The organism is Micromonospora sp. WMMD730, assembly GCF_049178955.1.
Taxonomy (GTDB): domain Bacteria; phylum Actinomycetota; class Actinomycetes; order Mycobacteriales; family Micromonosporaceae; genus Micromonospora; species Micromonospora wenchangensis.
Window position 1 is genome coordinate 743,064 of the sequence record NZ_JBMHML010000002.1, and the last position, 24,754, is coordinate 767,817.

The window sequence follows — 24,754 nt, forward strand, 5'->3', positions numbered from 1 at the left end:
TCCGGGCCCGCGGCGGTCTCGTCGCGGGCCCGGACCCGTGCGCGCACCGACGGCGGCCCGCACGCCGCCGGGCGGCCCGGTCGTCGGCGTGCGGGGCGGCTCGGTCGTTGCGGCTCAGTCGTTGGCGTGCAGGGCGGAGTTGAGCGTGATGCCCTGGCCGGTGCGCGGCTTCGCCTCCAGCGCCCCGGTCACCGAGTTGCGCCAGAACAGCAGGCCGTCGACGCCGGACAGCTCGCGGGCCTTCACCACCCGGCCGTCCGGCAGGGTGATCTTCGAGGCGGCGGTGATGTAGCAGCCGGCCTCGACCACGCAGTCGTCGCCGAGCGAGATGCCGACCCCGGCGTTCGCGCCGATCAGGCTCCGTGCCCCGATGCGCACCCGGTCGGTGCCGCCGCCGGAGAGGGTGCCCATGATCGACGCGCCGCCGCCGATGTCGGAGCCGTCACCGACCACCACGCCCTGCACGATGCGGCCCTCGACCATCGAGGTGCCCAGCGTGCCGGCGTTGAAGTTGACGAAGCCCTCGTGCATCACGGTGGTGCCGGCGGCGAGGTGGGCACCGAGCCGGACCCGGTCCGCGTCGGCGATCCGCACCCCGGCGGGCACCACGTAGTCGGTCATCCGCGGGAACTTGTCCACCCCGTACACGGCCAGGTGACGGCCGGCGGCCCGCTCGATCACCCGCAGCTCGTCCACCCGCTCGGGCGGGCACGGGCCGGCCGAGGTCCAGGCGACGTTGGCCAGTTTGCCGAAGATGCCGTCGAGGTTCAGCTCGTTGGGCCGCACCAGGCGGTGGGAGAGCAGGTGCAGCCGCAGGTACGCGTCGGCGGCGTCCTTGATCGGCTCGTCCAGCGCGCCGATCACGGTGACCACCTGCACCGTACGCAGGCCCGGCAGGGCCCGCTCGCCGATCGCGCCGGGCGGCAGGTCCAGCACGTCGGCCTGGTCCTCGCCGGGGACCAGCGGCAGCTCACCCAGACCGAGCTTGCCGGTCGGGTACCAGGTGTCGAGCACCTGCTCGGCGGCGGTCACGGTGGCCAGGCCGATACCCCAGGCGGATTGGGACGTCACTGTTCTACCCTCTCGTTCGCGGCTGCGGGGCCGGTGGGCTCACCCCTCACGCCCACCGTTCAGGACGGTACCGTGCGAATCATGGAGAACCCGCTGACCCCCGAGGTCCTGGCCGATCCGGTGGCGCTGACCCGCGCCCTGGTCGACATCGAGTCCGTCTCCCTTGACGAGAAGGCCATCGCCGACTGCGTCGAGGAGGTGCTGCGCCGGGTGCCGCACCTGAGCACCTTCCGGCACGGCAACACCGTGATGGCGCGTACGGATCTCGGCCGGTCCTCCCGGGTGGTGCTCGCCGGGCACCTGGACACGGTGCCGCACAACGACAACTTCCCGTCGACCATGCGCGGGGACCTGATGTACGGCTGCGGCACCTCCGACATGAAGTCGGGGGTGGCCTTCGCCCTGCACCTGGCGGTGACCCTGCCCGACCCCCGGTACGACGTGACGTACTTCTTCTACGAGGCCGAGGAGATCGAGTCCCGGTACAACGGGCTCACCCTGGTCGCCGAGGCCCACCCGGAGTGGCTGCGGGCCGACTTCGCGGTGCTGCTGGAACCGACGTACGGCATCGTGGAGGCCGGCTGCCAGGGCACCATGCGGGCGATCGTCACGGTGCCGGGCGAACGCGCCCACGTGGCCCGCTCCTGGCGCGGGGTCAACGCCATCCACGGCGCGGGCGAGGTGCTCCGTCGCCTCGGCGAGTACCAGGCCCGGCGGGTCACCATCGACGGCTGCGACTACCGCGAGGGCCTCAACGCGGTACGGATCGACGGCGGCGTGGCCGGCAACGTCGTTCCCGACCGCTGCGAAATCGAGATCAACTACCGGTACGCCCCGGATCGTGACCCGGCGGCGGCCGAGGCGCACCTGCGGGAGGTCTTCGCCGGCTACGACCTGGCGATCACCGACGCGGCGGCCGGGGCTGCCCCGGGACTCGACGCGCCGGTGGCCCAGGAGTTCCTGGCGGCCGTGGGCGCCGCCCCGATCGGCAAGCTGGGCTGGACCGACGTGGCCCGGTTCGCGGCGATGGGCATCCCCGCGCTGAACTTCGGTCCCGGCGACCCCAACCTCGCCCACCACAGGGACGAACACGTCGAACTCACCAAGATCCGCGACGGCGCCGCCACCCTCCACCGCTGGCTGACCCCCGCCTGACTCCCCCCACCCCGGCCGCGCCCCCGGGTTCGCCCCGGTGATCAAGAGGTTTGCGTCATCGAGAGCGCTCTCCCGTGACGCAAACCTCTTGATCGCCGAGTGTGGCAGCGCCGTGGCGGAGGGTTGGCGGGGCTGGGGTGGGTGTGGTGAGGCCCCCGGGGTCGGGGGACCACGGGGGCCTCGGTGCGTACGGGTGGAGCGTGGGCCGGCCAGGGGTGTGAGGCGGCGTGCCGGTCGGGTGGCGCGGGCCGGGGCTCCGGCCGGGTGACGCGGGTCGGGCCGGTCGGGTCAGACGCTGGTGAGGCGGGGATTGTCCGGCTCGGTGGGCTCGACGGACGGAGCGGCCGGCTCCACCGGCACCTCCAACTGTCGGGCGCGGCGGCGCTCGGCCACCACCTCGTTGATCCTTCGCTGCATCTGCCGACGGATCCGCATCCGTTCGTTGCTGCTGATCACGCTTGCTCCTCCCCCGAAGGCGCGCGCCGGGCCATACCCGGTATGTGAATAGTAAGACGTACGGGCGACAGAATTAGTTGCCCAAGATCGCGAACTTTTTCTGCGACCCGTCGGCCGGCACCGCCCTGACGTGCGTCTCCACTACGGTGGCTGTCATGAGTCAGACCAACGGGCGGCAGTCGGGCCGCGATCCGGAGCGGCACCGGGGGGCGGTCACGCTGCGCCGTGGCGCGATCCCCACCAGCACTGCCGACCAGCGGTTACTCGACTCCCGGGGGCGCAGCGACTGGAAGACGAAGGACGCCTGGCGGGCGCTGCGCATCCTCGCCGAGTTCGTCGAGGGTTTCGACACGTTAGCGGATCTGCCGCCCGCGGTGAGCGTCTTCGGCTCCGCCCGTAGTAAACCCGACAGTCCCGAGTGCCGGCTGGCCGAGGAGTTGGGCGCGGGCCTGGCACGGGCCGGTTACGCGGTGATCACCGGCGGTGGCCCCGGCGTGATGGAGGCGGCCAACCGGGGGGCCAGCGAGGCCGGCGGCCTCTCCGTCGGGCTGGGCATCGAACTCCCCTTCGAGCAGGGGCTCAACGACTGGGTCGACCTGGCCATCGACTTCCGCTACTTCTTCGCCCGCAAGACCATGTTCGTCAAGTACGCCCAGGCGTTCGTCGTGCTGCCGGGTGGGTTCGGCACCATGGACGAGCTGTTCGAGGCGTTGACGTTGGTGCAGACCGGGAAGGTGACCCGGTTCCCGGTGGTGCTGATGGGCACCGACTACTGGCGGGGGCTGCTCGACTGGCTGCGGGACAGCATGGCCGCCGAGGGCAAGATCGGCCCGGTGGACCTGGAGTTGATCTGCCTCACCGACGACGTGGACGCCGCGGTCCGGCACATCGTCGAGGCCGAGGCGGCGCTCGCCGCCGACCAGGAGGCGGTCCGCGAGGCGGCGGTGGCGCGTACCGCCGCCGACCAGCAGGCCGCCCGCCGGGCCGCCGACACCACCACCCCCTCCCCGGGTACGGCGTCCAACGGCACCGGGTCCGGTGGCGCGGGCCGGGGCATCGTCGACGGCCGGGAGGGCTGAGCCGGTGGCGGCGATCTGTGTCTTCTGCGCCTCCTCCCGTACCCTCGACCAGCGCTGGCTGGAGTTGGCCGCCGAGACCGGCGCGGAGCTGGCCCGGCGCGGGCACACGCTGGTCAGCGGCGGCGGCTGCGTCGGCATGATGGGCGCCCTCGCCGACGGGGCCCGGGCGGCCGGCGGACGCACCGTCGGGGTGATCCCGCAGGCGCTGGTGGACCTGGAGGTCGCCGACCTGGCCTCGGATGAACTGCTGGTCACCGACAGCATGGCCAGCCGCAAGACCATCATGATCGAGAAGTCGGACGCGTTCCTCACCCTGCCCGGCGGACTGGGCACCCTGGACGAGCTGTTCGAGGTCTGGACCACCGCCACCCTGACCATGCACGCCAAGCCGATGGTGCTGGTCGACACCGACGGCTTCTACCGTCCGTTGCTCGACTGGCTGGCCACCATCACCGACCAGACCTTCCTCAAGCCGGCCGGCCTGGACCTGCTCACGGTCACCCCGACCGTCGCCACCGCGATCGACGCCCTGGAGGCCCGGCTGCCCTGACCGAGGGGCCGGGCCAGGCCGGGCCGGGACATGCCGCGCGGGTCCGCGCCGGGACACACCGCGCCGGGTCGGACCTGGGCGGGGTGGTGCGGTGGGTGGTGTCGTACCGGCGTGGTGGGATGTGGGGGTGCAGGGGTACCGGCTGGTGCGCCGACCTGCCGGACCGGGCCCGCAGGACGGGCGGTCCGCCGCGAGCGTTCGGGGGGACGGTCGGCACGGCGGGCCGGCCGAGGGGCCGGGTCGGGCCGGTGCCGGCGTCGAGGGGGAGCCGCAGCCCGGAGGGTCGGCGGGCGATGCCGTGCGCCCCGAGGGGACGCCACCGGTCCGGGGTCCGGCGGGCGATGCCGTGCGCCCCGAGGGGACGCCACCGGTCCGGGGTCCGGCGGGCGATGCCGTGCGCCCCGACGGGCGGCGGCACGATCCGCTCCAGGCGCAGGTCGTGGCGCACACCGACGGGCCGATGCTGGTCCTCGGCGGGCCGGGCACCGGCAAGACCGGCACCCTGGTCGAGGCGGTCGCCGCCCGGGTCGCCGAGGGGGTCGACCCGGAACGCCTGCTGGTGCTCACCTTCAGCCGCCGGCAGGCCACCGGGCTGCGGCACCGGATCGAGGCCCGGATCGCCGCCGACGGCCACCGGGTGCTGCGGGAACCGCTGGTACGCACCTTCCCGGCGTACGCCTTCGGGCTGCTGCGCCGGGCCGCCGCCGAGCGGGGCGAACCCTCCCCCCGGCTGCTCACCGGCCCCGAACAGGATCTGATCATCCGGGAGCTGCTCGACGTCGTCGGCGGTGAACCCGGCGACGACCCGGTCGGCTGGCCGGACGACCTGCTCCCCGCCCTGCGTACCCGGGCGTTCGCCGCCCAGCTCCGTGACCTGCTGATGCGGGCCGCCGAACGCGGCGTCGGGCCGGTGGAGCTGGCCCGGCTGGGGGAGAAGCTGGGCCGCGCCGACTGGCCGGCCGCCGCCCGGTTCCTGCGGGAGTACGTCGCCGTCCTCGCCCTGCGCGACGTCGGCAACCGGGGTTCCGTGGCGTACGACCCGGCCGAGCTGGTGCGGGCGGCCACCGGCATGCTCCTCGACGATCCGGAGCTGATGGCGGCCGAACGCCGTCGGCTGGCCCACGTCTACGTCGACGAGCTGGCCGACACCGACCCGGCCCAACAGGACCTGCTGGCCGTCCTGGCCGGCGGTGGCCGGTCCCTGGTGGCGTTCGCCGACCCGGACTCCTCCACGTACGCCTTCCGGGGTGCCGACCCGGCCGTGGTGACCGCCTTCCCGCACCGGTTCCGCACCGCCTCCGGGGCACCGGCGGCGCAGGTCACCCTGACCACCTCGTACCGGGCGGGTGCGGTGCTGCTCGGGGCCACCGGTCGACTCGCCCGGCGGCTGCGCGGCCCCGCCGGGCACCGGCGGCTGCGGCCCCTGCCCGACGCGCCGCCCGGCAGCGTCGAGGTGCGTACCTTCCGCTCGGCCACCAGCGAGGCCGCCTGGCTGGCCCACGCGCTGCGCTCCGCCCACCTGCTCGACGGGGTGCCCTGGTCGGCGATGGCGGTGCTGGTCCGCTCGACCCACCTGCACCTGCCGTCGCTGCGCCGGGCGCTGCACACCGCCGGGGTGCCCACCGTCGTGCACGGCGAGGACCTGCCGTTGCACCTGCAACCGGCGGTCGCCCCGCTGCTGCTCCTGCTGCGCTGCGCGCTCGAACCGGCCCGGCTCGACGAGGAGTCCGCGATCGCGCTGCTGCACTCCCCGTTGGGTGGGGCCGATCCGCTCGCCGAGCGGCGGCTGCGGCAGGGGCTGCGGGCACTCGCGCTGGCCCGGGGCGACCGGCGGCCCTCCGGCGAGCTGATCGTCGAGGCGCTGGCCGACCCGGCGGAGCTGGCCGGCATCGAACGGCGCTGGGTCGAGCCGGCCCGTACGGTGGCGGAGCTGCTCGCCACCGCGCGGACGGCGGCGGCCGTGCCCGGGGCGACCGCCGAGGACGTGCTCTGGGCGGTGTGGGACGCCAGCGGTCTCGCCGAGCGCTGGGCCGGGGCGATCAACCGGGGGCGGGCGGCCACCGGGGAGCACGAGACCGCCCAGCGCTGGCGGGCCGAGGCTGCCGACCGGGACCTCGACGCGGTACTGGTGCTCTTCGACGCGGCGGCCCGGTTCGTCGACCGGTTGCCCGGCGCGCGCACCGAGGTCTTCCTCGACCACGTCCTCGGCCAGGACCTGCCGGCCGACACCCTGGCGGCCAGCGCCGACCGGGGCGAGGCGGTCCGCCTGCTCACCGCGCACGCGGCGAAGGGCCTGGAGTGGGACCTGGTCGCGGTGGCCGGCGTGCAGGAGGGCGTCTGGCCCGACCTGCGGTTGCGGGGCAGCCTGCTCGGCTCCGAACGGCTGGTCGACGTGCTGGTCGGCCGGGCGGACGGCACCGGCACCCGGGCCAGCCTGGTCGGCCAGACCTCCGCCCTGCTCGACGAGGAACGCCGGCTGTTCCACGTCGCGGTGACCCGGGCCCGGCGTCGGCTGCTGGTCACCGCCGTCGCCTCGGCGGCCGTCGGCGGCGACGACCACGAGGAGCAGCCCAGCCGCTTCCTGCACGAACTCGGCGTCACCGACCAGGACGGAAACGGCCCCACCGGAGACGGCCCCACCGGAGACGGCCCCACCGGAGACGGCCCCACCGGAGACGGCCCCACCGGAGACGGCCCCACCGGAGACGGCCCCACCCCGATCGCCCCCGACGGCAGCCCCACCCCGGGCTCGCCCGGCGGCGGGCCCGGTGAGGGCGGCGCGGGGGACGAGACGGCCGAGGGGGAGCGGGGTCACGCGGCCGACAGCGGACCGGGTCGGTCATCCGACGGGATCCCCGGGAAGACGGGCGAGATCCCCGGGAAGGTGGGCGAGCAGCCACCCGGGATGGCGGTCGGGGACCTGCCCGGCGGGCCCGGTGAGGACCCGGCCGGGGAACCGGGGGAGGGCTCGACCCGGGAGCTGCCCGTCGGGCGGCCACCCCGGGCGCTCACCCTCTCCGCGCTGGTGGCGGAGCTGCGTACCGCGATCGTCGATCCGGCGGCGTCGGTGGCCCGGCGGCGTGCGGCGGCGGCCGAACTGGCCCGGCTGGCCGCCGCCGGCATCCCCGGCGCGCATCCCGACGACTGGTGGGGCCTGCGCAGCCTCTCCGACGACCGGCCGCTGGCCGACGAGGGCGAACCGGTGCGGGTCACCCCGTCGGGGATGGAGAGCGCGCTGCGGTGCAGCCTGCGCTGGCTGCTCGAACGGCACGGCGGTAGCGGGCCGGCCAGCGCCGCCCAGGGCGTCGGCAACCTGGTGCACGCCGCCGCGATGCTGGCCGAGGACGCCAGCGCCGACCGGACGGCCCTGCTGGAGTACGTGGCCGCCCGGTTCGACGCGATCGAGTTGGCGGCCCGGTGGATGGTCGGTCCGGAACGGGAACGCGCCGAGGCCATGGTGGACAAGCTGCTGCGCTGGCTGGCCGGCAACCCGCGCCGGCTGCTCGCCATCGAACACGAGTTCGCGGTCCGCCTCGACGACCCGACCCGTCCGATCGAGCTGACCGGCCGGGTCGACCGGCTGGAGGTCGACGCCGACGGTCGACTCGTGGTGATCGACCTCAAGACCGGCAAGTCGACGACGGTCACCGAGCGGGAGGTGGCCGAGCATCCGCAGCTCGGGGCGTACCAGGCGGCGGTGGAGGCGGGCGGGTTCGCCGAGTTCGGCGACGAGGCCGGGGGTGCGGCGCTGGTGCAGCTCGGCACCGGCGCGAAGGACGCCCGCGAGCAGACCCAGGCCGCCGCCGGCCAGGGCCCCGAGGCCGGCTGGGCCACCGCCCTGGTCCGGCGCACCGCCGATACGATGGCCGCCTCGACCTTCGCCGCCGTCGCCAACGCGAAGTGCCGGGTCTGCCCGGTGCGGACCAGCTGCCCGGTCTCCGGTCAGGGCCGGCAGGTCGTCGAGCCGCCGGCCACCGGCGAGCACCGGGCGGGCGGGGAGTGAACGTGTCGGCCGCGCCGCCGACGACCGGGCGGCCGGGGCCGCGGTGTGCGACGAGGGGAGAGCGGTGACCCAGCCGACCCTGTTCAGCGCCGCCACCCCCGCGCCGCGCACCGCCGACGCCGGGCCGCGCTACACGCCGGTGGAGCTGGCCCGGCTGCTGCGGCTGCCCGCCCCCACGACCGAGCAGGCCGCGATCATCGCGGCGCCGGTCGCGCCGCTGCTGGTGGTGGCGGGCGCCGGTTCGGGCAAGACCGAGACGATGGCCGCCCGGGTGGTCTGGCTGGTCGCCAACTCCTACGTCCGCCCGGAGCAGATCCTCGGGCTGACCTTCACCCGCAAGGCGGCCGGTGAGCTGGCGCACCGGGTGCGTACCCGGCTCGACCAGCTGGTGCGGCGGCTCGGGCGGCGGGCCCGCAACCCGCTCGACGATCCGCTGGCCGGTGAGCCCACCGTCGCCACCTACCACTCGTACGCGGGGCGGATCGTCACCGAGCACGGGCTGCGGGCCGGCTACGAGCCGACCACCCGGCTGCTCACCGAGGCGTCCCGGTGGCAACTCGTCGACCTGCTGGTGCGCAACTACGACGGCGACATGGCCGAGGTCGACCGGATGCCCAGCACCATCACCGACGCCGTGCTCGCCCTGGCCGGCGAGTTGGACGAACACCTGGTCGACCCGGACACCCTGGCCGCCTGGACGGGCCGGTTCTTCGCCGAGGTGCAGTCCCACCCGGGCCGGGTCTACGCCGACGTCCGCAAGGCCCTCCAGCTGCAACGCACCCGGCTGAAGCTGCTGCCGCTGGTGCGGGCGTACGCCAGGCGCAAGGACGACTTCGAGGCGATGGACTTCGCCGACCAGCTCGCCCGCGCCGCCCGGGTGGCCCGCGACCACCCGGCGGTCGGCGCGGTCGAGCGGGACCGGTACCGGGTGGTGCTGCTCGACGAGTACCAGGACACCAGCCACGCCCAGGTGGTGCTGCTCAACCACCTGTTCGGCGGCGGTCACCCGGTCACCGCGGTCGGCGACCCCTGCCAGTCGATCTACGGTTGGCGGGGGGCCAGCGCCGGCACGCTCGACCGGTTCCCCACCGACTTCGCCCGTGCCGACGGCACCCCCGCCGGGGCGATGAGCCTCACCACGAGCTGGCGCAACCGGCCGGAGATCCTCGGGGTGGCCAACGCGCTGTCGGTGCCGCTGCGCGCGGCCGGCGCCCGGGTGCCGGAGCTGCACGCCGCGTTGAGCGTCCGCGACCCGATCCCGCACCGCAGCCCGCGCGGGCGGGCCGCCGGCACCGTGCACTGCGCGCTGCTGCCCACGTACGTCGACGAGGCGGGCTGGATCGCCGACAGCGTGCTCGCCGCCTGGCGGGGGGCGGCCCGGATGCCCGGCGCGCTGCCCGAGCACATCCCGGTGCCGCAGCGGCCCCCCACCGCCGTGCTGGTCCGGGTCCGCAGCCAGATCCCGGCGATCGAGGCGGCCCTGCGGGCCCGGGGGCTGCCGGTCGAGGTGGTCGGCCTGGGCGGGCTGCTGGACACCCCGGAGGTACGGGACGTGGTCTGCACCCTGCGGGTGCTCGCCGACCCGACCGACGGCGCGGCCCTGCTGCGCCTGCTGACCGGGGCACGCTGGCGGATCGGGCCACGTGACCTGGTGGCCCTGCACCGGCGGGCGCGCGCCATCGCCCGCGCCCGCCGGGAGGTGACCGGCGACGACGGTCCGGAGATCGTGGTGGACGCCCTCGACGAGGCGACCCTGGTGGAGGCGCTGGCCGACCTGGGGCCGGCGCAGGCGTACTCGGCGGAGGGCTACGCGCGGCTGCGGTCGTACGGGATGGAACTGGCCCTGCTGCGCTACCGGCTGGACCAGACGCTGCCGGAGCTGATCGCGGACGTGGAACGCACCATCGGCCTGGACGTCGAGGTGGCGGTCCGGGCCGGCCGGGACGGCACCGGCGACGCCGGACTGGCCCGGGGGCACCTGGACGCGCTCGGTGACGTGGCGGCCCGGTTCAGCGGCGAGACCCCGGCGGCGACGCTCGCCGGTTTCCTGGCCTACCTGGCCGCCGCCGAGGACGAGGAGCGGGGGTTGTCCCCGGGCGAGGTGGAGGTGGTGGAGGGTGCCGTGCAGGTGCTCACCGCGCACGCCGCCAAGGGGCTGGAGTGGGACGTCGTCGCGGTCGCCGGGCTGACCCGGGGCGGCTGGCCCGGTCAGGTCCGCAACTCCGACCACTGGCTGGGCGGGCTCGGGGTGTTGCCGTTCCCGCTGCGCGGGGACGCCGACGGGCTGCCCGCGCTCGACCTGGCCGAGGTGACCGACCAGCGGGGGGTGGCCCGGGCGGTGGCCGACTTCACCGACGCCTGGCGGGCCCACGACGAACGCGAGGAGCGCCGGCTGGCGTACGTGGCGGTGACCCGGCCCCGGCGGCTGCTGCTCTGCTCCGGGTACTGGTGGGGCGAGGGGACCAAGCGGTTCCGGGGCCCGTCGGTGCTGCTCCGTGAGGTGTACGACGCCTGCCTGGCCGGTGGCGACGGACTGCTGATCGACGAGTGGGCACCCGAACCGGCAGGTGACGCGGTCAATCCGACCACCGCGCTGGTGTTGCGGGCGGAGTGGCCGGCCGACCCGCTGGGCCCGCGCCGGCCGGCGCTGACCGAGGCGGCGGCCCTGGTCCGCCGCTTCCTCGCCGACCCCGACGCGGCCCGCCGTGCGCCCGCCCCGGCCAGCGGTGACCTGGCTGATCCGCAGCCGGCGGGCCCGCAGGTGACGGGCGGGGAGGCGGCTGATCCGCAGGCGGCCGGTCCGGAGCCCGATCCGGAGGTGGTGCGGTGGCGGCGGGAGGCGGACCTGCTCCTGGCCGAGCGGGCGGAGCTGCTGCGGCAGGCCGAGGCGGTCGAGGTGACGCTGCCCGACCACCTGTCGGTGACCCAGCTGGTGGCCCTGCGCCGGGACCCGGCCCAACTGGCCCGTACGCTGCGCCGGCCGATGCCCACCCCGCCCAGCCCGTACGCCCGGCGGGGCACCGCCTTCCACGCCTGGCTGGAGTCCCGGTTCGGGATCGACCGGCTGCTCGACGTGGACGAGTTGCCGGGTGCCGCCGACGCGGACGCCGCGCCCGACGGGGCGCTGGCCGAGCTCCAGGAGCGCTTCCTGGCCAGCGAGTGGGCCGACCGGGTGCCGGTGGAGGTGGAGGTGCCGTTCGCCACAGTGCTGGCCGGGGTGGTCGTCCGGGGCCGGATGGACGCCGTCTTCTCCCGCCCCGGCGGCCGGTACGACGTGGTCGACTGGAAGACCGGACGGCAGCCGACCGGCGCGGAGGCCGGGGTGGTCGCGGTGCAGCTCGCCGTCTACCGGCTGGCCTGGGCGGAGCTGGCCGGGGTGCCGGTGGACCGGGTGGGGGCCGCCTTCCACTACGTCCGGGAGGGGGTGACGGTGCGCCCGGCCGACCTGCTGGACGCCGACGGGCTGACCGCGATCATCGCCGGGTTGCCGGAAAATCCGGTGGGGGGTGGCGCGGCGGGAGATCCGTGGTAGGTTGTTCTTGTTGCAGTTTTGGTTTCCAGAGACTCTGTGTGCGCCTGGCGGATTGTGGCCCCAGGCGCTCTTTGTTGTGTCCGGAGCTCTCCGGGCGGGGCGACCAAAAACAACAGGCGATTCGCGCACCCCGCGCGGAGCGCTGCTCTTCGGGCCCGCAACAGGTGCGGGTCCGACGTTCCGTCAAGGAGACGAAACAGATGGCAATTGGCACCGTCAAGTGGTTCAACGCTGACAAGGGCTTCGGCTTCATCACCCCGGACGGCGGCGGCGCCGACGTCTTCGCCCACTTCTCGGCGATCCAGTCCTCCGGCTACCGGAGCCTGGACGAGAACCAGCGGGTCGAGTTCGAGGTGACCCAGGGCCAGAAGGGCCCGCAGGCGGAGAACATCCGCCCGCTCTGATCTTCGGATCGGCCGGTAACACCCACCGGGTCCTCCGGACCTGGTGACGGACCGGTCCGCCGCGCCGCCCCCCGCTCCGGCGGGACGCGGCGTGCTGCGGCGGACCGGCCCGTATCCCATCGGTTCGTGCTTGTGAGTCCTCGACGGACTGCTCCGTCGGCGACCGCGCCGGCTCCCGGCGCCCTCCCTCGACACGTGCCGCGTCGAGGAAGGCATTCCGCATGACCATGACCATTCCCACCTTCGCCGCGACCGGCCTCGCGCCGGCGCTGCTCGCCGAGCTGACCAAGCAGGGCATCACCGAGCCGTTCCCGATCCAGACGGCCACCCTGCCGGATTCGCTGGCCGGCCGGGACGTGCTCGGCCGGGGCCGCACCGGCTCGGGCAAGACCCTCGCCTTCGGGCTTCCGCTGCTGCACCGCACCGCCGGTAACCGGGCCCGCCCCGGCCGTCCGCTCGCCCTGGTGCTGGTCCCCACCCGTGAACTGGCCGCCCAGGTCACCACGGCACTCACCCCGTACGCCCGGGCGCTGGGGCTGCGCTGTGTCACCGTGGTCGGTGGGCTCTCCCTGCAACGGCAGGCGGACGCCCTGCGCGCCGGTGCCGAGGTGCTGGTCGCCACCCCGGGCCGGCTGCACGACCTGATCAACCGGGGTGACGCCCGGCTCGACCAGGTCGCCATCACCGTGCTCGACGAGGCCGACCAGATGGCCGACATGGGCTTCCTGCCGCAGGTGACCAAGCTGCTGGAGCAGGTCGCCCCGAACGGCCAGCGGATGCTCTTCTCGGCGACCCTGGACGGCGGGGTGGACCGCCTCGTGCGCCGGTTCCTCAGCAACCCGGTGTCGCACTCGGTGGACCCGGGCACTGCCACGGTGACCGCGATGACCCACCACGTCCTGCATGTCGATGCGGCCGACAAGCCCGCCGCGCTGACCCAGATCGCCGCCCGTGAGGGCCGCACCATCCTGTTCATGGCGACCAAGCACCGCGCCGACCGGATGGCCCGGCAGTTGCTCGCCAAGGGCGTACGCGCCGCGGCGCTGCACGGGGGGAAGTCCCAGCCGCAGCGCACCCGCATCCTGGAGCAGTTCCGCACCGGTCAGGTGACCGCCCTGGTCGCCACCGATGTGGCGGCCCGGGGCATCCACGTCGACGGCCTCGACATGGTGGTCAACGTGGACCCGCCGACCGAGGCGAAGGACTACCTGCACCGGGGTGGCCGGACCGCGCGGGCCGGTGAGGCCGGTCAGGTGGTGACCCTGGTCCTGCCGGAGCAGCGCCGGGACGTCTCCCGGCTGATGAGCATCGCCGGCATCTCCCCGCAGTCGACCCAGGTGCGCCTCGGCGACGGCGCGCTGGCCCGGGTGACCGGTGCCCGTGAGCCGTCCGGCGTGCCGGTGACCATCGTCGTCCCGCAGCCCGCCCAGGCGGCCCGGCAACGTGCCGGTGGCGAGGGCGGTCGGTCCCATGCTGCCGGTGGCGAGGGTGGCCGTTCGCGGGCCGCCGTCGGTGGCGGCGGCGGCGAGGGTGGCCGCCCGCACCGGACCTCGGGCCGGTCCCGCCGTCCGCGTCGCCCCCGGACCGCCTGACCGCCGCGCCTTCCCGGTCCCGTCGCTGGCGCGCCCCGGGATCGACCGCTCGGCGGAGATCGACTCAACGGGGCCGATGTCGCGGTGTCGGCATGTTGAGGATGCCGCAACATCGCCTCACTTGAGTCGATCACCCTGGGCGGCGGCGGTCGGTTCGACCACTCGGCGGAGATTGACTCAAGTGGGTCGATGTTGGGGTGACGGCTGGCCGGGTGACCGCACCATCGGCCCAGGCGTGTTGATCTTGCAGCCGGGTGTGGCGCGGGGCGCGTGTCGTCGCAGTTCGGGGACGGTACGGGGTCGGGTGTGGACCCTCGGTGATCATGCGTCCGGGTCGGTCGGCTTGCCGGCTCTATTGCGTCCGATCGGTGACTGTTCCATTCGGCCCGACTGGTCGAAGCTTGCTCCCGGGGGAAGAACCGGCCGGCACGGCCGGGCACGGGAGGGGTGACCATGGGGGGCGACGCTGAGTCGGGAGCGGGGCGCGAGCTACTGGTGGTGTTCGCCGTAGCGGGTGCCGGGCTCCTGCTCGCCATGGTCGCGGCGTTCGCGCCCTGGCACCCGAGGCCGGGGCGCGCCGCCCCGGCCGGGCTGGTCGAACTGCACAGCCCCGACGAGGGGCGTCCGCCGACGGTCGAGCTGACCGCCGGCTGAGCCTCCCGCGGGGGCCGGTGGGGGCGGTGGGTCCGGGCGTCCCGTCCGACCGTCGGGTCCTGGGGGACCGACGGCCGGACGGGCGGCCCGGGTCGACGGGCGACCGGCGTCAGCGGGCCGGGGCCTGCTCCTGGTGGATGAGCAGGTCGGTCAGCGTGGTCCGGTCCACCACCACGGCGATCGCGCCGTCCACCGCGAGCCACACGTCGCGCAGGCCGGCGGCCACCCCGTGGTAGCCGGCGTCCTCGGCGGGCAGCCCCCGTACGGTGGTCAGCGAACCACTGACGGCGCGCAGCACGTCCCCGACGCTGATCTCCGAGGCGGGACGCGTCAGCGCGTAGCCGCCCTCGGTGCCCCGGTGACTGTGCAACAGGCCGGCGCGGCGCAGGTCGAGCAGGATGCCCTGGAGGAAGCTCAGCGGGATGCCCTGCGCCCGCGCCAGACTCGCCGCCTTGACCAGCTCCCCACCGCCGTCGGATCGGCCGCCGTCACGGCCGTCGGGGCGTCCGCTGTCACGGCCGTCGGATCGGCCGTCGTCGGGCCGGGTGGGCTCGCCGTCACCGCCTGCGGCGACGGCGAGCATGGCCCGGAGCGCGTAATCGCTGCGCGCGGAGATGTACACGTCACTGACCAGCCTGGTCCAGCACGCCCCAGCGACGGCGGATCGCCCGGTCGGCCGCCCCGAAGGCGGCGTCGACCACCAGCCCGACGACCAGGATGACGATCATCGTGGCGAGCAGCCAGGGTGCGTCGGACAGTTCCCGGGAGTAGGTGAGCTGGGCACCCAGTGACGTCTGCGAGATGCCGACCACCAGCAGCTCACCGGCCATCAGGCTGCGCCAGGAGAAGGCCCAGCCCTGCTTGAGCCCGGCGACGATGGCCGGCAGCGCGGCCGGCGCGATGACGTACCGGTAGAGGTTCAGCCCCCGGGCGCCGAGGTTGCGCCCGGCCCGGACCAGTAGCGGCGGCACGTAGTCGACGCCGCTGATCACCCCGTTGGCGATGGACGGCGCGGCACCGAGCACCACCACGAAGAAGATCGCCTTCTCGCTCAGCTCGAACAGCAGGATGGCCAGCGGGAACCAGGCGATCGACGGCATCGTCTGCAACGCGGTGATCATCGAGCCGATCGCCGCCCGCAGCACCTTCGACCGGGCCACCGCCAGGCCGACGAGCAGGCCGACCGCGACCGAGAAGACGTACCCGAGCGCGGCCCGTTGCAGGGTGGTGGCGAGCCCGTCCCAGAGCTGCCGGCCGCCGGCCTGCCGGGCCAGTTCCTCGGCGACGGTGACCGGGCCGGGCAGCGAGTACGGCGGCTTCCACCCGCTCCAGACCACCACCTGCCACAGTCCGATGGCGATGGCGAGCGCGGCGAGCTTGGGCCAGGTGGACGCCCAGAGTCGGGCCCCCCGGGAGACCTCCTTCTCCCGGCCGGCGATCTCCAGGGCGTCGAGCCCGGAGATCTCCGCGTCGGTGCGGGCCGCGCCGGTCAGGGTGTCATTTGCCATGGCGGCCCACCTCGGTACGGAGTCGGTCGGTGACCTCGGAGGCGATCGCGGCGATCTCGGGGGAGTCGATGCGCCGGGGTCGGGGCACGTTCACCTCCGTGGACCAGATGATCCGCCCGGGGCGACTGCTGAGCAGGATGATCCGGTCGGCGAGCCGGGCCGCCTCCCGGACGTTGTGCGTCACGAACAGCACGGTGAGCTGCCGCTCGGTCCAGATCCGCTCGAGTTCGTCGTGCAGGATGTCCCGGGTCATCGCGTCGAGGGCGCCGAACGGCTCGTCCATCAGCAGGACCGGGGTGTCCAGGGCGAGGGTGCGGGCCAGGGCGACCCGCTGCCGCATGCCGCCGGACAGCTCGTGCGGGCGCTTGCGGCCGAAGTCGGACAGGTGGACGGTGCTCAGCAGCTCAGCCACCTTCTCCCGACGCTCGGCCCGGGGCAGCCCGCGCAGCTTCAACGGCACCTCGACGTTGGCCTCGACGGTCAGCCACGGGAAGAGCGCCGGCTCCTGGAACATCAGGCCGGGGTGGGCGTCGTCGGCCACCGTGATGGTGCCGCCCTGTGCCCGGTCCAGCCCGGCGACGAGGTTGAGCAGGGTGCTCTTGCCGCAGCCGGACGCGCCGACGAGGCAGACGAACTCCCCGGGCCGGACGTCGAGGCTGACCCCGTCCAGGGCGAGGACGGCGTTCGTCCCGCGCCCGTACACCTTGGTCACGCCGGAGAGCGCGACCGCGGTGGTCGCGCTCTGCGGCGGCGTCGTGGTCGACGTCACGGCTGGGTGACCTCGGCCTGGCCGTGCGTCTTGAGCACCTCGTTGAGGTACTTCAGGTCGTAGAGGCCGTCGAGGTCCACCGGCTGGGTCAGCTCGACCGCGACGGCGTGGTCGAGCCCGGTCTTGAGCGAGGACGCGATCGGGTCGTTGGTGAACAGCAGGGTGGGCCACGCCTGCTTGATCAGTTTCAGGTCCAGCGGCTTGCCGGTGATCTTGCCGATGTGGTCGGAGATGGCCTGCTGGGCGTCGTCCGGCTTGGTGTTGACGAAGTCGTTCGCCGCGACCTGCCCCTCGACCAGCTTCTTGACCGTCTCGGGGTGGGCCTTGAGGAACTTGGTGGAGACGATCAGGTTGGTGATGACGAACTTCTTGTCCGGCCAGAGGTCCCGCTCGTCGACGAGGACCGTGCCGCCGGCGTTGACCAGCCGGGAGACGAACGGCTCGGGCACCCACGCGCCGTCGATCGAGCCGCTGGAGAAGGTCTCCACCGTCTGGGCGTTCTCCTGCGGGACGATCTTGACGTCGCCGCCGCCCTCCTTGGTGGTCTTGAGGCCCTTCTCCTTGAGCCAGTAGCGCAGGGCGACGTCCTGGGTGTTGCCGAGCTGCGGGGTTGCGATCTTCTTGCCGCGCAACTGCTCGACCGAGGTGATCCCGGGCTTGACCACCAGGGCGACCCCGCCGGAGGCGGCGCCGGAGATGACCCGGACGGCCTCGCCCTTGGACTTGGAGAAGGCGTTCACCGTCGGGTTCGGGCCGATGTACGTGGCGTCGAGCGCGCCGGAGAAGATCGCCTCGATGGCGGCCGGGCCGGCGTTGAAGGTCTTGGTCTCCAGCTTGACGTCGCTGCCGAGCTTCTCGGCGAAGATGCCCTTCTCGACGCCGACCACGGCCGGGGCGTGCGTGATGTTGGGGAAGTAGCCCAGCCGCAGCGTGACGGGACCGGAGTCGCCGCCGGCGCTGTCGTCGTCGCCGCACGCGGCGGTGGTTCCCATCGTGGCCACGCCGACGGCGGCGAGGGTGGCGAGGGAGAGCAGCCGACGGAAGGGGAGCCGTCTCATCATCTGTCCAATCCGCAGTATTCCTATTTAGTTGGTAGGAAGAGTGGGTCAGGGCTCCAGCGGCGTCAAGCCCCGGCCGCATGATGAGATTTCGGGTCTCAGATATTCCTGGTTTTCCTACCTTCTTGATAGGTTTAGCTGCCCCCGGCGAGGTACACCGGGCGGGACACGGCGAGAGGGCTGCCGACATGACCTTCCACTGGTTCCTCCCCACCTCCGGCGACGGCGACCAGGTCGGCGCCGCCACCGTCACCGCCGGTGCGGCCCGGCACGCGCGGGTCGCCACCGTCGGATATCTGACCGAGGTGGCGCGGGCCGCCGAGGCGCACGGATTCAGCGCCCTGCTCACCCCGGTCGGCTCCGGCTGCCCCGACCCGTGGATCGTCTGCGCGGCGGTCGCCCAGCACACCGAGCGGATCGGCCTGCTGGTCGCCGTGCGCGCCGGCTTCGCCCTGCCCACCCTGGTCGCCCAGCAGGCCGAGGCGTTCCAGGCGGTCTCCGGCGGCCGGCTCGCGCTCAACGTCGTCACCGGCGGCGACCCCACCGAGCAGCGGGCGTACGGCGACTTCCTCGACCACGACGCCCGCTACGCGCGTACCGGTGAGTTCATCGAGGTGCTCCGCCGTTCCTGGCGCGGCGGCCCGTTCGACTTCGCCGGCGAGCACTACCGGGTCGACGGCGGCGGGCTCGCCCGCCCGCTGACCGACCCGCCGCCGGTCTACCTCGGTGGCGCGTCCCCGGCCGCCGAGGCGGTCGCCGCCCGGCAGGCCGACGCGTACCTGATGTGGGGCGAGCCGCCGGCGGCGATCGCCACCCGGGTGGCCCGGGTCCGGGCCCGCGCCGCCGAGCTGGGCCGCACCCTGCGCACCGGGCTGCGGCTGCACGTCATCGCCCGGCACACCGCCGCCGAGGCGTGGGCCGAGGCGGACCGGCTGCGGGCCGGGATGAGCCCGGAGCGGATCGCCGCCGCCCAGGCCCGGTTCGGCCGGATGGACTCCGTCGGCCAGGCCCGGATGACCGCGCTGCACGGCGGCGGCAGCGGACGCCTCGCCGTCGCGACGAACCTGTGGGCCGGCATCGGCCTGGTCCGCGAGGGGGCGGGCACCGCCCTGGTCGGCAGCTACGCCGAGGTCGCCGCCCGGATCGACGAGTACGCCCACAGCGGCGTCGACGAGTTCATCCTCTCCGGCTGGCCGCACCGGGAGGAGGCGGAACGCGTCGGCGCGGAGGTGCTGCCCCGGGTCACCGCGCTGCCCGTCGCGGTGTCGCACTGAGACGCAGGCCGAGGACGGCCGTGTCACCGCTGGCGACACGCTAGGGTCGATCACGTGCCGACCCGGAGAGCGAGAATTCCAGCGACGAAATACCCGGTCGAGCGGTTCACCCTCGACAACGGCCTACGGGTGGTGCTCACCCCGGACCGCAGCGCCTCGGTGATCGGCGTGGCGGTGGTCTACGACGTCGGCATCCGCTCCGAGCCGCAGGGGCGTACCGGCTTCGCCCACCTCTTCGAGCACCTGATGTTCCAGGGCTCGGAGAACCTGGAGAAACTGGCCCACTTCCGGCACGTGCAGGGTGCCGGCGGCACCTTCAACGGCTCCACCCACCTGGACTACACCGACTACTACGAGACGCTTCCCGGCAACGCCCTGGAACGGGCGCTGTTCCTGGAGGCCGACCGGATGCGCGGCCCCCGGCTGACCGAGGAGAACCTGCGCAACCAGGTCGACGTGGTCAAGGAGGAGATCCGGGTCAACGTCCTCAACCGGCCGTACGGCGGGTTCCCCTGGCTGACCCTGCCGCCGGTGATGTTCGACACCTTCCCCAACGCGCACGACGGCTACGGCTCCTTCGACGACCTGGAGTCGGCCACCGTCGCCGACGCGGCCGACTTCTTCCGCCGCTACTACGCCAGCGGCAACGCCGTGCTCGCGGTCAGCGGGGACATCGACGTCGCGGAGGCGACCGCCCTGGTCGAACGGCACTTCGGCGACGTGCCGGCCCGGCCCGCCCCGGAGCGCCCCGACTTCACCGAGCCCGACCTGACCGTCGAGCGGCGCACCGCGTACACCGACCAGTTGGCGCCGCTGCCGGCGGTGGCCTCGGCGTGGCGGGTGCCCGACCCGGTCGGCGACTTCGCCGGCTACCTGCCCTACGTGGTGCTCGCCGAGGTGCTCACCGACGGGGACGCCTCCCGGCTGGTGGAGCGGATGGTGCAGCGGGACCGCAGCGTCACCGGCCTCGGCGGCTACCTCGGTTTCATGGGTGACCCGTTCGACGTCCGCGACCCCACCGCACTGCTGCTCCAGGCGCACCTGCCGCCCGGCGGCGACGTCGACAAGGCGCTGCGCACCATCGACGAGGAGTTGGACCGGCTGGCCACCGACGGACTGACCGACGGCGAACTGGCCCGCACCCAGGCACGGATGGCCACCCACCTGCTGCGGGACACCGACGCGGTGCTCGGCCGGGCGCTGCGGATGGCGGTGCTGGAGCAGCAGCGCGGCGAGCCGGGCCTGCTCAACGACCTGCCCCGGCTGGTCGGCGAGGTCACCGAGGACCAGGTCCGCGCCGCCGCCGCCACCCTGCGCCCGGAACGCCGCGCCTCCATCGAGGTCATCCCCGGAGGTGCCCGATGAGCGCGAGGAGTGAGCCGGGTTTGCGAGCCCCGCAGTCGCGAGTGGAAGACGACACCGTGAGCGCGAGGAGTGAGCCGGGTTTGCGAGCCCCGCAGTCGCGAATGAAGGGAACACCGTGACCACCGCCAACCGGGCACTTCCGCCGCTGGGGCCGAACCGGCGGCTGAAGCTGCCCCGGCAGGCCGAGCGGCGGCTCCCCAACGGGCTCACCGTGATCGCGGTACGTCGGCCCGCCGTACCCCTGGTCGAGCTGCGGCTGTGGATGCCGTTCGGCCGGACCCACCTGGCCCGGGGCGCGATGCTCGCCGAGACGGTGCTGGCCGGCACCGGCACCCGTACCGCCACCGAGATCGCCGCCGAGTTGCAGAAGGTCGGCGGCGGGCTCTCGGCCGGGGCGGACCCGGACCGGTTGATGCTCTCCGGCGCGGGCCTGGTCACCGGGCTGGACCGGATGCTGGAGATCCTGGCCGACGTGCTGACCGACGCCAGCTACCCGGCCGACTGGGTGCAGACCGAGCGGGACCGGCTGGTGGACCGGATCCAGGTGGCGCTGAGCCAGCCCGCCCACCTGGCCCGGACGGCGCTGCTGCGGCGGATGTACGGCCGGCACCCGTACGCGGTGCAGACCCCGGAGCCGGAGCAGGTCCGCGCGGTCCGGCCGGCGGCGTTGCGCCGGCTGCACGCCGAGCGGGTGCACCCGGCCGAGGGGGTGCTGGTGCTGGTCGGCGACGTGCAGCCGGAACGCGCGCTGGATGCTGCGGAGAAGGCGCTGAGCGGGTGGACGGGGGACAGCCGGGGCGCCACGTTGCCGCCCGCGCCGCCGCTGGAACCCGGTCCGCTGCTGCTGGTGGACCGGCCCGGTTCGGTGCAGTCGTCGCTGCGGATCGCGTTGCCGGCGGTGCCCCGGACCCATCCGGACCATGCCGCGCTGCAACTGGCGAACCTGATCTTCGGCGGGTACTTCTCGTCCCGCTGGACGGAGAACATCAGGGAGGACAAGGGCTACACCTACGGCCCGCACTCGTCGGTCGAGCACTCGGTGGCCGGGTCGGTGCTGGTCGCCGGGGCCGAGGTGGCCACCGAGGTGACCGGGCCGGCCCTGCTGGAGACCACGTACGAGCTGGGCCGGCTGGCGTCGTTGCCGCCGGGGGCGGACGAGTTGGAGCAGGCCCGCCAGTACGCCCTGGGCACGCTCCAGCTCGGCATCTCCACCCAGGCCGGGCTGGCCGCCCTGACCAGCGCGTACGCGGGCAGCGGGCTGCGGCTGGACTTCCTCGCCGAGCACGCCGCCCGGCTGGCGAAGGTCACCGTCGACGACGTCGCCGAGGTGGGCGCCCGTTACCTCGCTCCGGCGGGGGCGGTGGTGGTGGTGCTCGGTGACGCCGAACGGATCGCCGGTCCGCTGGCCGCCCTCACCCCGGTCCGGACGGAGTCGGCGTGAGTGGGGAGACCGCGCCGCCACTGGCCCGGTCCACCCTGGACCGGGCGGCGCACCGGCGTACCGACCCGCAGTGGCTGGCGCAGGCGTGGCAGCGGGCCCGGGTGCTGGTGCTGGACTCGACCCGGGACGGGCGGGCGCTGGTCCGGGCCGACGCGAACCCGCCGGTGCTGGTGCTGCGGGACGCCGCCGAGGTCGGCGCGCCGGGCGAGGCGTACCCGCTCTTTCTCGGGGTGGAGCCGGACGGGGTGCCGGTCTTCGCGGTGGACGCCCCGCTGCCCGAGCTGCCGGGCACCCGGGAGGCCAACCTGCGGGAGATCGGCCACCTGCTCGACGACCGGGACGCGGGGATCTTCACCACCGCGCTCGCCCTGGTCAACTGGCACCTGGGGCACGGCTGGTCACCCCGGTCGGGGCACCGGACCGAGGTGGCCGAGGGCGGCTGGACCCGGGTGGGCACGGACGGTGACCGGATGTGGCCGCGTACCGACCCGGCGATGATCGTCCTGGTGCACGACGGCGTGGACGGCCCGGACGGGCGTTGCCTGCTCGGCAACAACGCCGCCTGGCCACGGACCCCGGGGCAGCGGCGGTTCTCCTGCCTCGCCGGGTATGTCGAGCCGGGGGAGTCCGCCGAGGCGGCCGTGCTGCGCGAGGTCCGCGAGGAGGTCGGCGTCGGGGTCGAGCGGATCACGTACGCGGGCAGTCAGGCCTGGCCGTTCCCCGGCTCGCTGATGCTGGGCTACCTGGCCGAGGCGGACCCGGGGGAGCCGGTGCGGGTCGACCCGACGGAGATCGCGTACGCCCGCTGGTTCACCCGGCGGGACATCGGCGCGGTGTTGGCCGGTCGGGCGGTGGACGCCGGGGACGGCGACCGGGTGATCCTGCCGCCGCCGTCGTCGATCGCGTTGTTCCTGATCCACCGCTGGCTCGACGGCCACTGCTGACCGGTCCCGGCCCCGGGCCGTCGTTGCCGCGACGGGCCCCGGGCCGGGAACGCGGGCCGTCGTGGCCGGGCGGGGAGTCGACCCGGCGGGCCGGACCGGCCACGACGGACGGCGGGGTCAGCCGGGCGGGTTCCGGTGCCGTCGGCCGGGTTCGCCGAGCGGCAGCACCTTGACCCGCTGCCGACCGGCGCGGACGGCGCCCACGGTGGACAGGGCCCGGGCCAGTAGCAGGGCGGCGTCCCGGTCCTCGGCGTGCACGGTCTGGCGGCGCAGTTCGGGGGTGGTGGTCTCGTTGCGTAGGCAACCTCCGCCGGCCCAGGTGGCGGCGAGGTCGATGTCGGCGGCGGTGCGGATGTCGGTGCGGACGATCAGGTAACGCATGGTGGTCTCCGGACGGACCGCGGATGGCCGGCTACGTTGTGGAACTTCCACGTCACTGGATCGTCATGTTACGCCCGCCGCTGCTCCCGGCAAGGGAATCGCCGGCCTTCGACCGGGTCCTGTCCGATCATCCGATGCCTGCTCAGGCAGGTCGCCGGGCGGAGTCGACGGGTGTGGCGGCGCGACGACGCGGGGCCGCCGGCAGGCTGCCGACGGCCCCGCTGCGGTGACCGGATCAGTCGAGGGTGAACTGGCCGTCCCTGGTGCCCCGGAGGAAGCCGAGCCAGCCGGCGCGCGGGAACAGCAGCACCGGGCCGTCCGGGTCCTTGCTGTCCCGCAGTGCCACCTCGGTCGTCGCGGTGCGCAGCCGGGCGACCTCCACGCAGTTGGAGGTCTGGCTTCGGCTGCTCTTGTGCCAGCGCAGGTCGGCGGGCACGGTCTGGATCTCGTTCATGGCTCTGCTCCTGGTTCCTGGAACTGCTTCGACGAAACGAGCGGCGGTCGCCCGGCCCCGACGGGTCGGTGTGTCACCGCTCCGTCAGGCGCCCAGGTTGTCGGCGGCGTTGGGCCGGCGCTGCTGTCGGACCCGGGGCCGTCGAGGACGAGGCTGCCGTGTCGGTCAGCCGTCCCGTCGCCGCGAAGAGCCAGGTAAGGGTGTCCGATGCGGAGAGCGCCGCCGAGCATAACCACTCAAACGTCACTTTATAGCGATTTACCGTAGATGCCTCGGTCGACATGACGTCGATGAAGCCTCCTTCGATCGCCAGCGTCTCCGGGTCCTGCGAATCGGTGAACCGGTAGAGCGAGAAGGCCGTCGGCGGCAGGTAGAACTCGCCGATCCGGGTGTCGCGCAGCAGCAGGTGCAGCGTCACGTTCGGCAGCATGGCCAGCTCGCAGAGGTGGGCGAGCTGGTCGCGCAGCACGTCCGGCGGGCAGGCCCGGCGGCCCAGCGCCGCCTCCTCCAACACCGCCGTGTAGCGGGGACCGTCCGGGCGGTCCAGCAGGGACTGCCGGCCCAACCGTGCCTTGACCTCGGTCTCCGGGTCGTCCCCGGTGGACGGGTCGGTCGACGCGGCGGCGGCGTTGGCCGAGACGATCCGCAGCCGGGCGTACCCCTCGGTCTGCAACAGCCCCGGCACCAGGACCGGGTTGTACTCGCGGATCTGGGCGCAGCCCGCCTCCAGTTCCGCCCAGCCCAGCTGCTGCTGGGTCATCACCGGGTACGACCTGCGCCAGGCGCGCATGTCGCCGGCCTCCTCGGTGATGACCAGCAGCTCCTCCCGCAGGGCGGGGGCGGCCCGGTAGAGGTCGAGCAGGACGGCCACGTCCTCCGGGTCGGGCCTGCTGCGGCCGTTCTCCAGCCGGGACAGCTTCGACGCCGACGCCCAGCCGATGCGCTCGATCACCTGGTCGCCGGTGAGTCCCGCCGCCTCGCGCAGGCGACGCAGGTCAGTGCCGAGCCTGCGGCGACGCAGGATCGGGCTCGGTACGGCAGGAGGCACGGTGTCCTCGATTCCG

General features: G+C 74.2%; 20 protein-coding genes and 1 pseudogene. 12 read left to right on the forward strand and 9 right to left on the reverse strand.

From position 1 onward, the window contains the following. Nucleotides 1-114: 114 nt before the first annotated feature. Nucleotides 115-1,071: a 2,3,4,5-tetrahydropyridine-2,6-dicarboxylate N-succinyltransferase gene (gene dapD, locus ACN265_RS03495; protein ID WP_357929668.1), complete on the reverse strand. Its 957-nt coding sequence runs from the start codon at nucleotides 1,069-1,071 to the stop codon at nucleotides 115-117. Between the two features lie 81 nt (nucleotides 1,072-1,152). On the opposite strand from dapD, the gene dapE reads away from it, so the two are divergent. Beyond that, the gene (gene dapE / locus ACN265_RS03500) at nucleotides 1,153-2,226 is read left to right on the forward strand and encodes a succinyl-diaminopimelate desuccinylase (protein ID WP_204926765.1); all 1,074 of its coding nucleotides are present in this window, start codon (nucleotides 1,153-1,155) and stop codon (nucleotides 2,224-2,226) included. Nucleotides 2,227-2,514: 288 nt separating this feature from the next. Here the strand turns inward: dapE and ACN265_RS03505 are convergent, their stop codons facing one another. Beyond that, nucleotides 2,515-2,682, reverse strand: a complete 168-nt coding sequence (locus tag ACN265_RS03505; protein WP_204926964.1) for a hypothetical protein — start codon at nucleotides 2,680-2,682, stop codon at nucleotides 2,515-2,517. Between the two features lie 155 nt (nucleotides 2,683-2,837). Here ACN265_RS03505 and ACN265_RS03510 point away from each other — a divergent pair. The 7 genes and pseudogenes from ACN265_RS03510 to ACN265_RS03540 form a co-directional block, all read left to right on the forward strand. Beyond that, nucleotides 2,838-3,659, forward strand: a pseudogene (locus ACN265_RS03510) (TIGR00730 family Rossman fold protein); the annotation flags it as partial. Between the two features lie 106 nt (nucleotides 3,660-3,765). Beyond that, nucleotides 3,766-4,311 (forward strand): TIGR00730 family Rossman fold protein, encoded by a 546-nt coding sequence (locus tag ACN265_RS03515; protein ID WP_420118106.1) that lies wholly within the window; start codon nucleotides 3,766-3,768, stop codon nucleotides 4,309-4,311. 298 nt (nucleotides 4,312-4,609) lie between these two features. Then, a complete protein-coding gene (locus ACN265_RS03520; RefSeq protein ID WP_421411343.1) occupies nucleotides 4,610-8,314 on the forward strand; it encodes an ATP-dependent helicase in 3,705 nt (1,234 codons plus the stop codon). A 64-nt stretch (nucleotides 8,315-8,378) separates the two neighbouring features. Further along, nucleotides 8,379-11,846, forward strand: a complete 3,468-nt coding sequence (locus tag ACN265_RS03525; protein ID WP_421406010.1) for an ATP-dependent helicase — start codon at nucleotides 8,379-8,381, stop codon at nucleotides 11,844-11,846. A gap of 200 nt (nucleotides 11,847-12,046) precedes the next feature. Next, complete coding sequence (gene cspE, locus ACN265_RS03530; RefSeq protein WP_007464836.1) at nucleotides 12,047-12,250, forward strand: transcription antiterminator/RNA stability regulator CspE; 204 nt, start codon at nucleotides 12,047-12,049, stop codon at nucleotides 12,248-12,250. 221 nt (nucleotides 12,251-12,471) lie between these two features. Then, on the forward strand, nucleotides 12,472-13,842 hold the full coding sequence (locus ACN265_RS03535; protein WP_421406011.1) for a DEAD/DEAH box helicase: 1,371 nt from the start codon (nucleotides 12,472-12,474) through the stop codon (nucleotides 13,840-13,842). Nucleotides 13,843-14,295: 453 nt separating this feature from the next. Next, nucleotides 14,296-14,496: a hypothetical protein gene (locus tag ACN265_RS03540; RefSeq protein WP_088644250.1), complete on the forward strand. Its 201-nt coding sequence runs from the start codon at nucleotides 14,296-14,298 to the stop codon at nucleotides 14,494-14,496. 109 nt (nucleotides 14,497-14,605) lie between these two features. Here the strand turns inward: ACN265_RS03540 and ACN265_RS03545 are convergent, their stop codons facing one another. Genes ACN265_RS03545 through ACN265_RS03560 form a run of 4 tightly spaced genes read right to left on the reverse strand, consistent with a single transcriptional unit; the run spans nucleotide 14,606 to nucleotide 17,831 of the window. Continuing rightward, nucleotides 14,606-15,118 carry an RrF2 family transcriptional regulator gene (locus ACN265_RS03545; RefSeq protein ID WP_421406012.1) on the reverse strand — a complete coding sequence of 171 codons (513 nt, stop codon included), beginning with the start codon at nucleotides 15,116-15,118 and terminating at the stop codon, nucleotides 14,606-14,608. Nucleotide 15,119: 1 nt separating this feature from the next. Beyond that, complete coding sequence (locus ACN265_RS03550) at nucleotides 15,120-16,004, reverse strand: ABC transporter permease (RefSeq protein WP_204926771.1); 885 nt, start codon at nucleotides 16,002-16,004, stop codon at nucleotides 15,120-15,122. After that, nucleotides 15,994-16,773 carry an ABC transporter ATP-binding protein gene (locus ACN265_RS03555; RefSeq protein WP_421406013.1) on the reverse strand — a complete coding sequence of 260 codons (780 nt, stop codon included), beginning with the start codon at nucleotides 16,771-16,773 and terminating at the stop codon, nucleotides 15,994-15,996. Before ACN265_RS03555 ends, ACN265_RS03550 begins: the two co-directional genes overlap by 11 nt. After that, a complete protein-coding gene (locus tag ACN265_RS03560) occupies nucleotides 16,770-17,831 on the reverse strand; it encodes an ABC transporter substrate-binding protein (RefSeq protein ID WP_421411345.1) in 1,062 nt (353 codons plus the stop codon). Before ACN265_RS03560 ends, ACN265_RS03555 begins: the two co-directional genes overlap by 4 nt. Before the next feature lie 188 nt (nucleotides 17,832-18,019). On the opposite strand from ACN265_RS03560, the gene ACN265_RS03565 reads away from it, so the two are divergent. The 4 genes from ACN265_RS03565 to nudC all read left to right on the forward strand — a co-directional run bounded on the left by ACN265_RS03565 (nucleotide 18,020) and on the right by nudC (nucleotide 22,855). After that, nucleotides 18,020-19,105: an LLM class flavin-dependent oxidoreductase gene (locus tag ACN265_RS03565; RefSeq protein WP_421406014.1), complete on the forward strand. Its 1,086-nt coding sequence runs from the start codon at nucleotides 18,020-18,022 to the stop codon at nucleotides 19,103-19,105. 54 nt (nucleotides 19,106-19,159) lie between these two features. Further along, entirely contained in the window at nucleotides 19,160-20,470 is a 1,311-nt protein-coding gene (locus ACN265_RS03570) for a M16 family metallopeptidase (protein WP_204926774.1), read from the forward strand. 115 nt (nucleotides 20,471-20,585) lie between these two features. Next, entirely contained in the window at nucleotides 20,586-21,911 is a 1,326-nt protein-coding gene (locus tag ACN265_RS03575) for a M16 family metallopeptidase (protein WP_420118894.1), read from the forward strand. Continuing rightward, nucleotides 21,908-22,855 carry an NAD(+) diphosphatase gene (gene nudC, locus ACN265_RS03580; protein ID WP_204926776.1) on the forward strand — a complete coding sequence of 316 codons (948 nt, stop codon included), beginning with the start codon at nucleotides 21,908-21,910 and terminating at the stop codon, nucleotides 22,853-22,855. The genes ACN265_RS03575 and nudC overlap by 4 nt, the downstream gene beginning before the upstream one ends. A 117-nt stretch (nucleotides 22,856-22,972) precedes the next feature. Here the strand turns inward: nudC and ACN265_RS03585 are convergent, their stop codons facing one another. From ACN265_RS03585 to ACN265_RS03595, 3 genes are all read right to left on the reverse strand, one after another. Further along, entirely contained in the window at nucleotides 22,973-23,236 is a 264-nt protein-coding gene (locus ACN265_RS03585; RefSeq protein ID WP_204926777.1) for a hypothetical protein, read from the reverse strand. Between the two features lie 235 nt (nucleotides 23,237-23,471). Beyond that, complete coding sequence (locus ACN265_RS03590; protein WP_204926778.1) at nucleotides 23,472-23,690, reverse strand: DUF397 domain-containing protein; 219 nt, start codon at nucleotides 23,688-23,690, stop codon at nucleotides 23,472-23,474. Between the two features lie 73 nt (nucleotides 23,691-23,763). Further along, nucleotides 23,764-24,738 carry a helix-turn-helix domain-containing protein gene (locus tag ACN265_RS03595; protein ID WP_363655721.1) on the reverse strand — a complete coding sequence of 325 codons (975 nt, stop codon included), beginning with the start codon at nucleotides 24,736-24,738 and terminating at the stop codon, nucleotides 23,764-23,766. Nucleotides 24,739-24,754 lie beyond the last annotated feature (16 nt).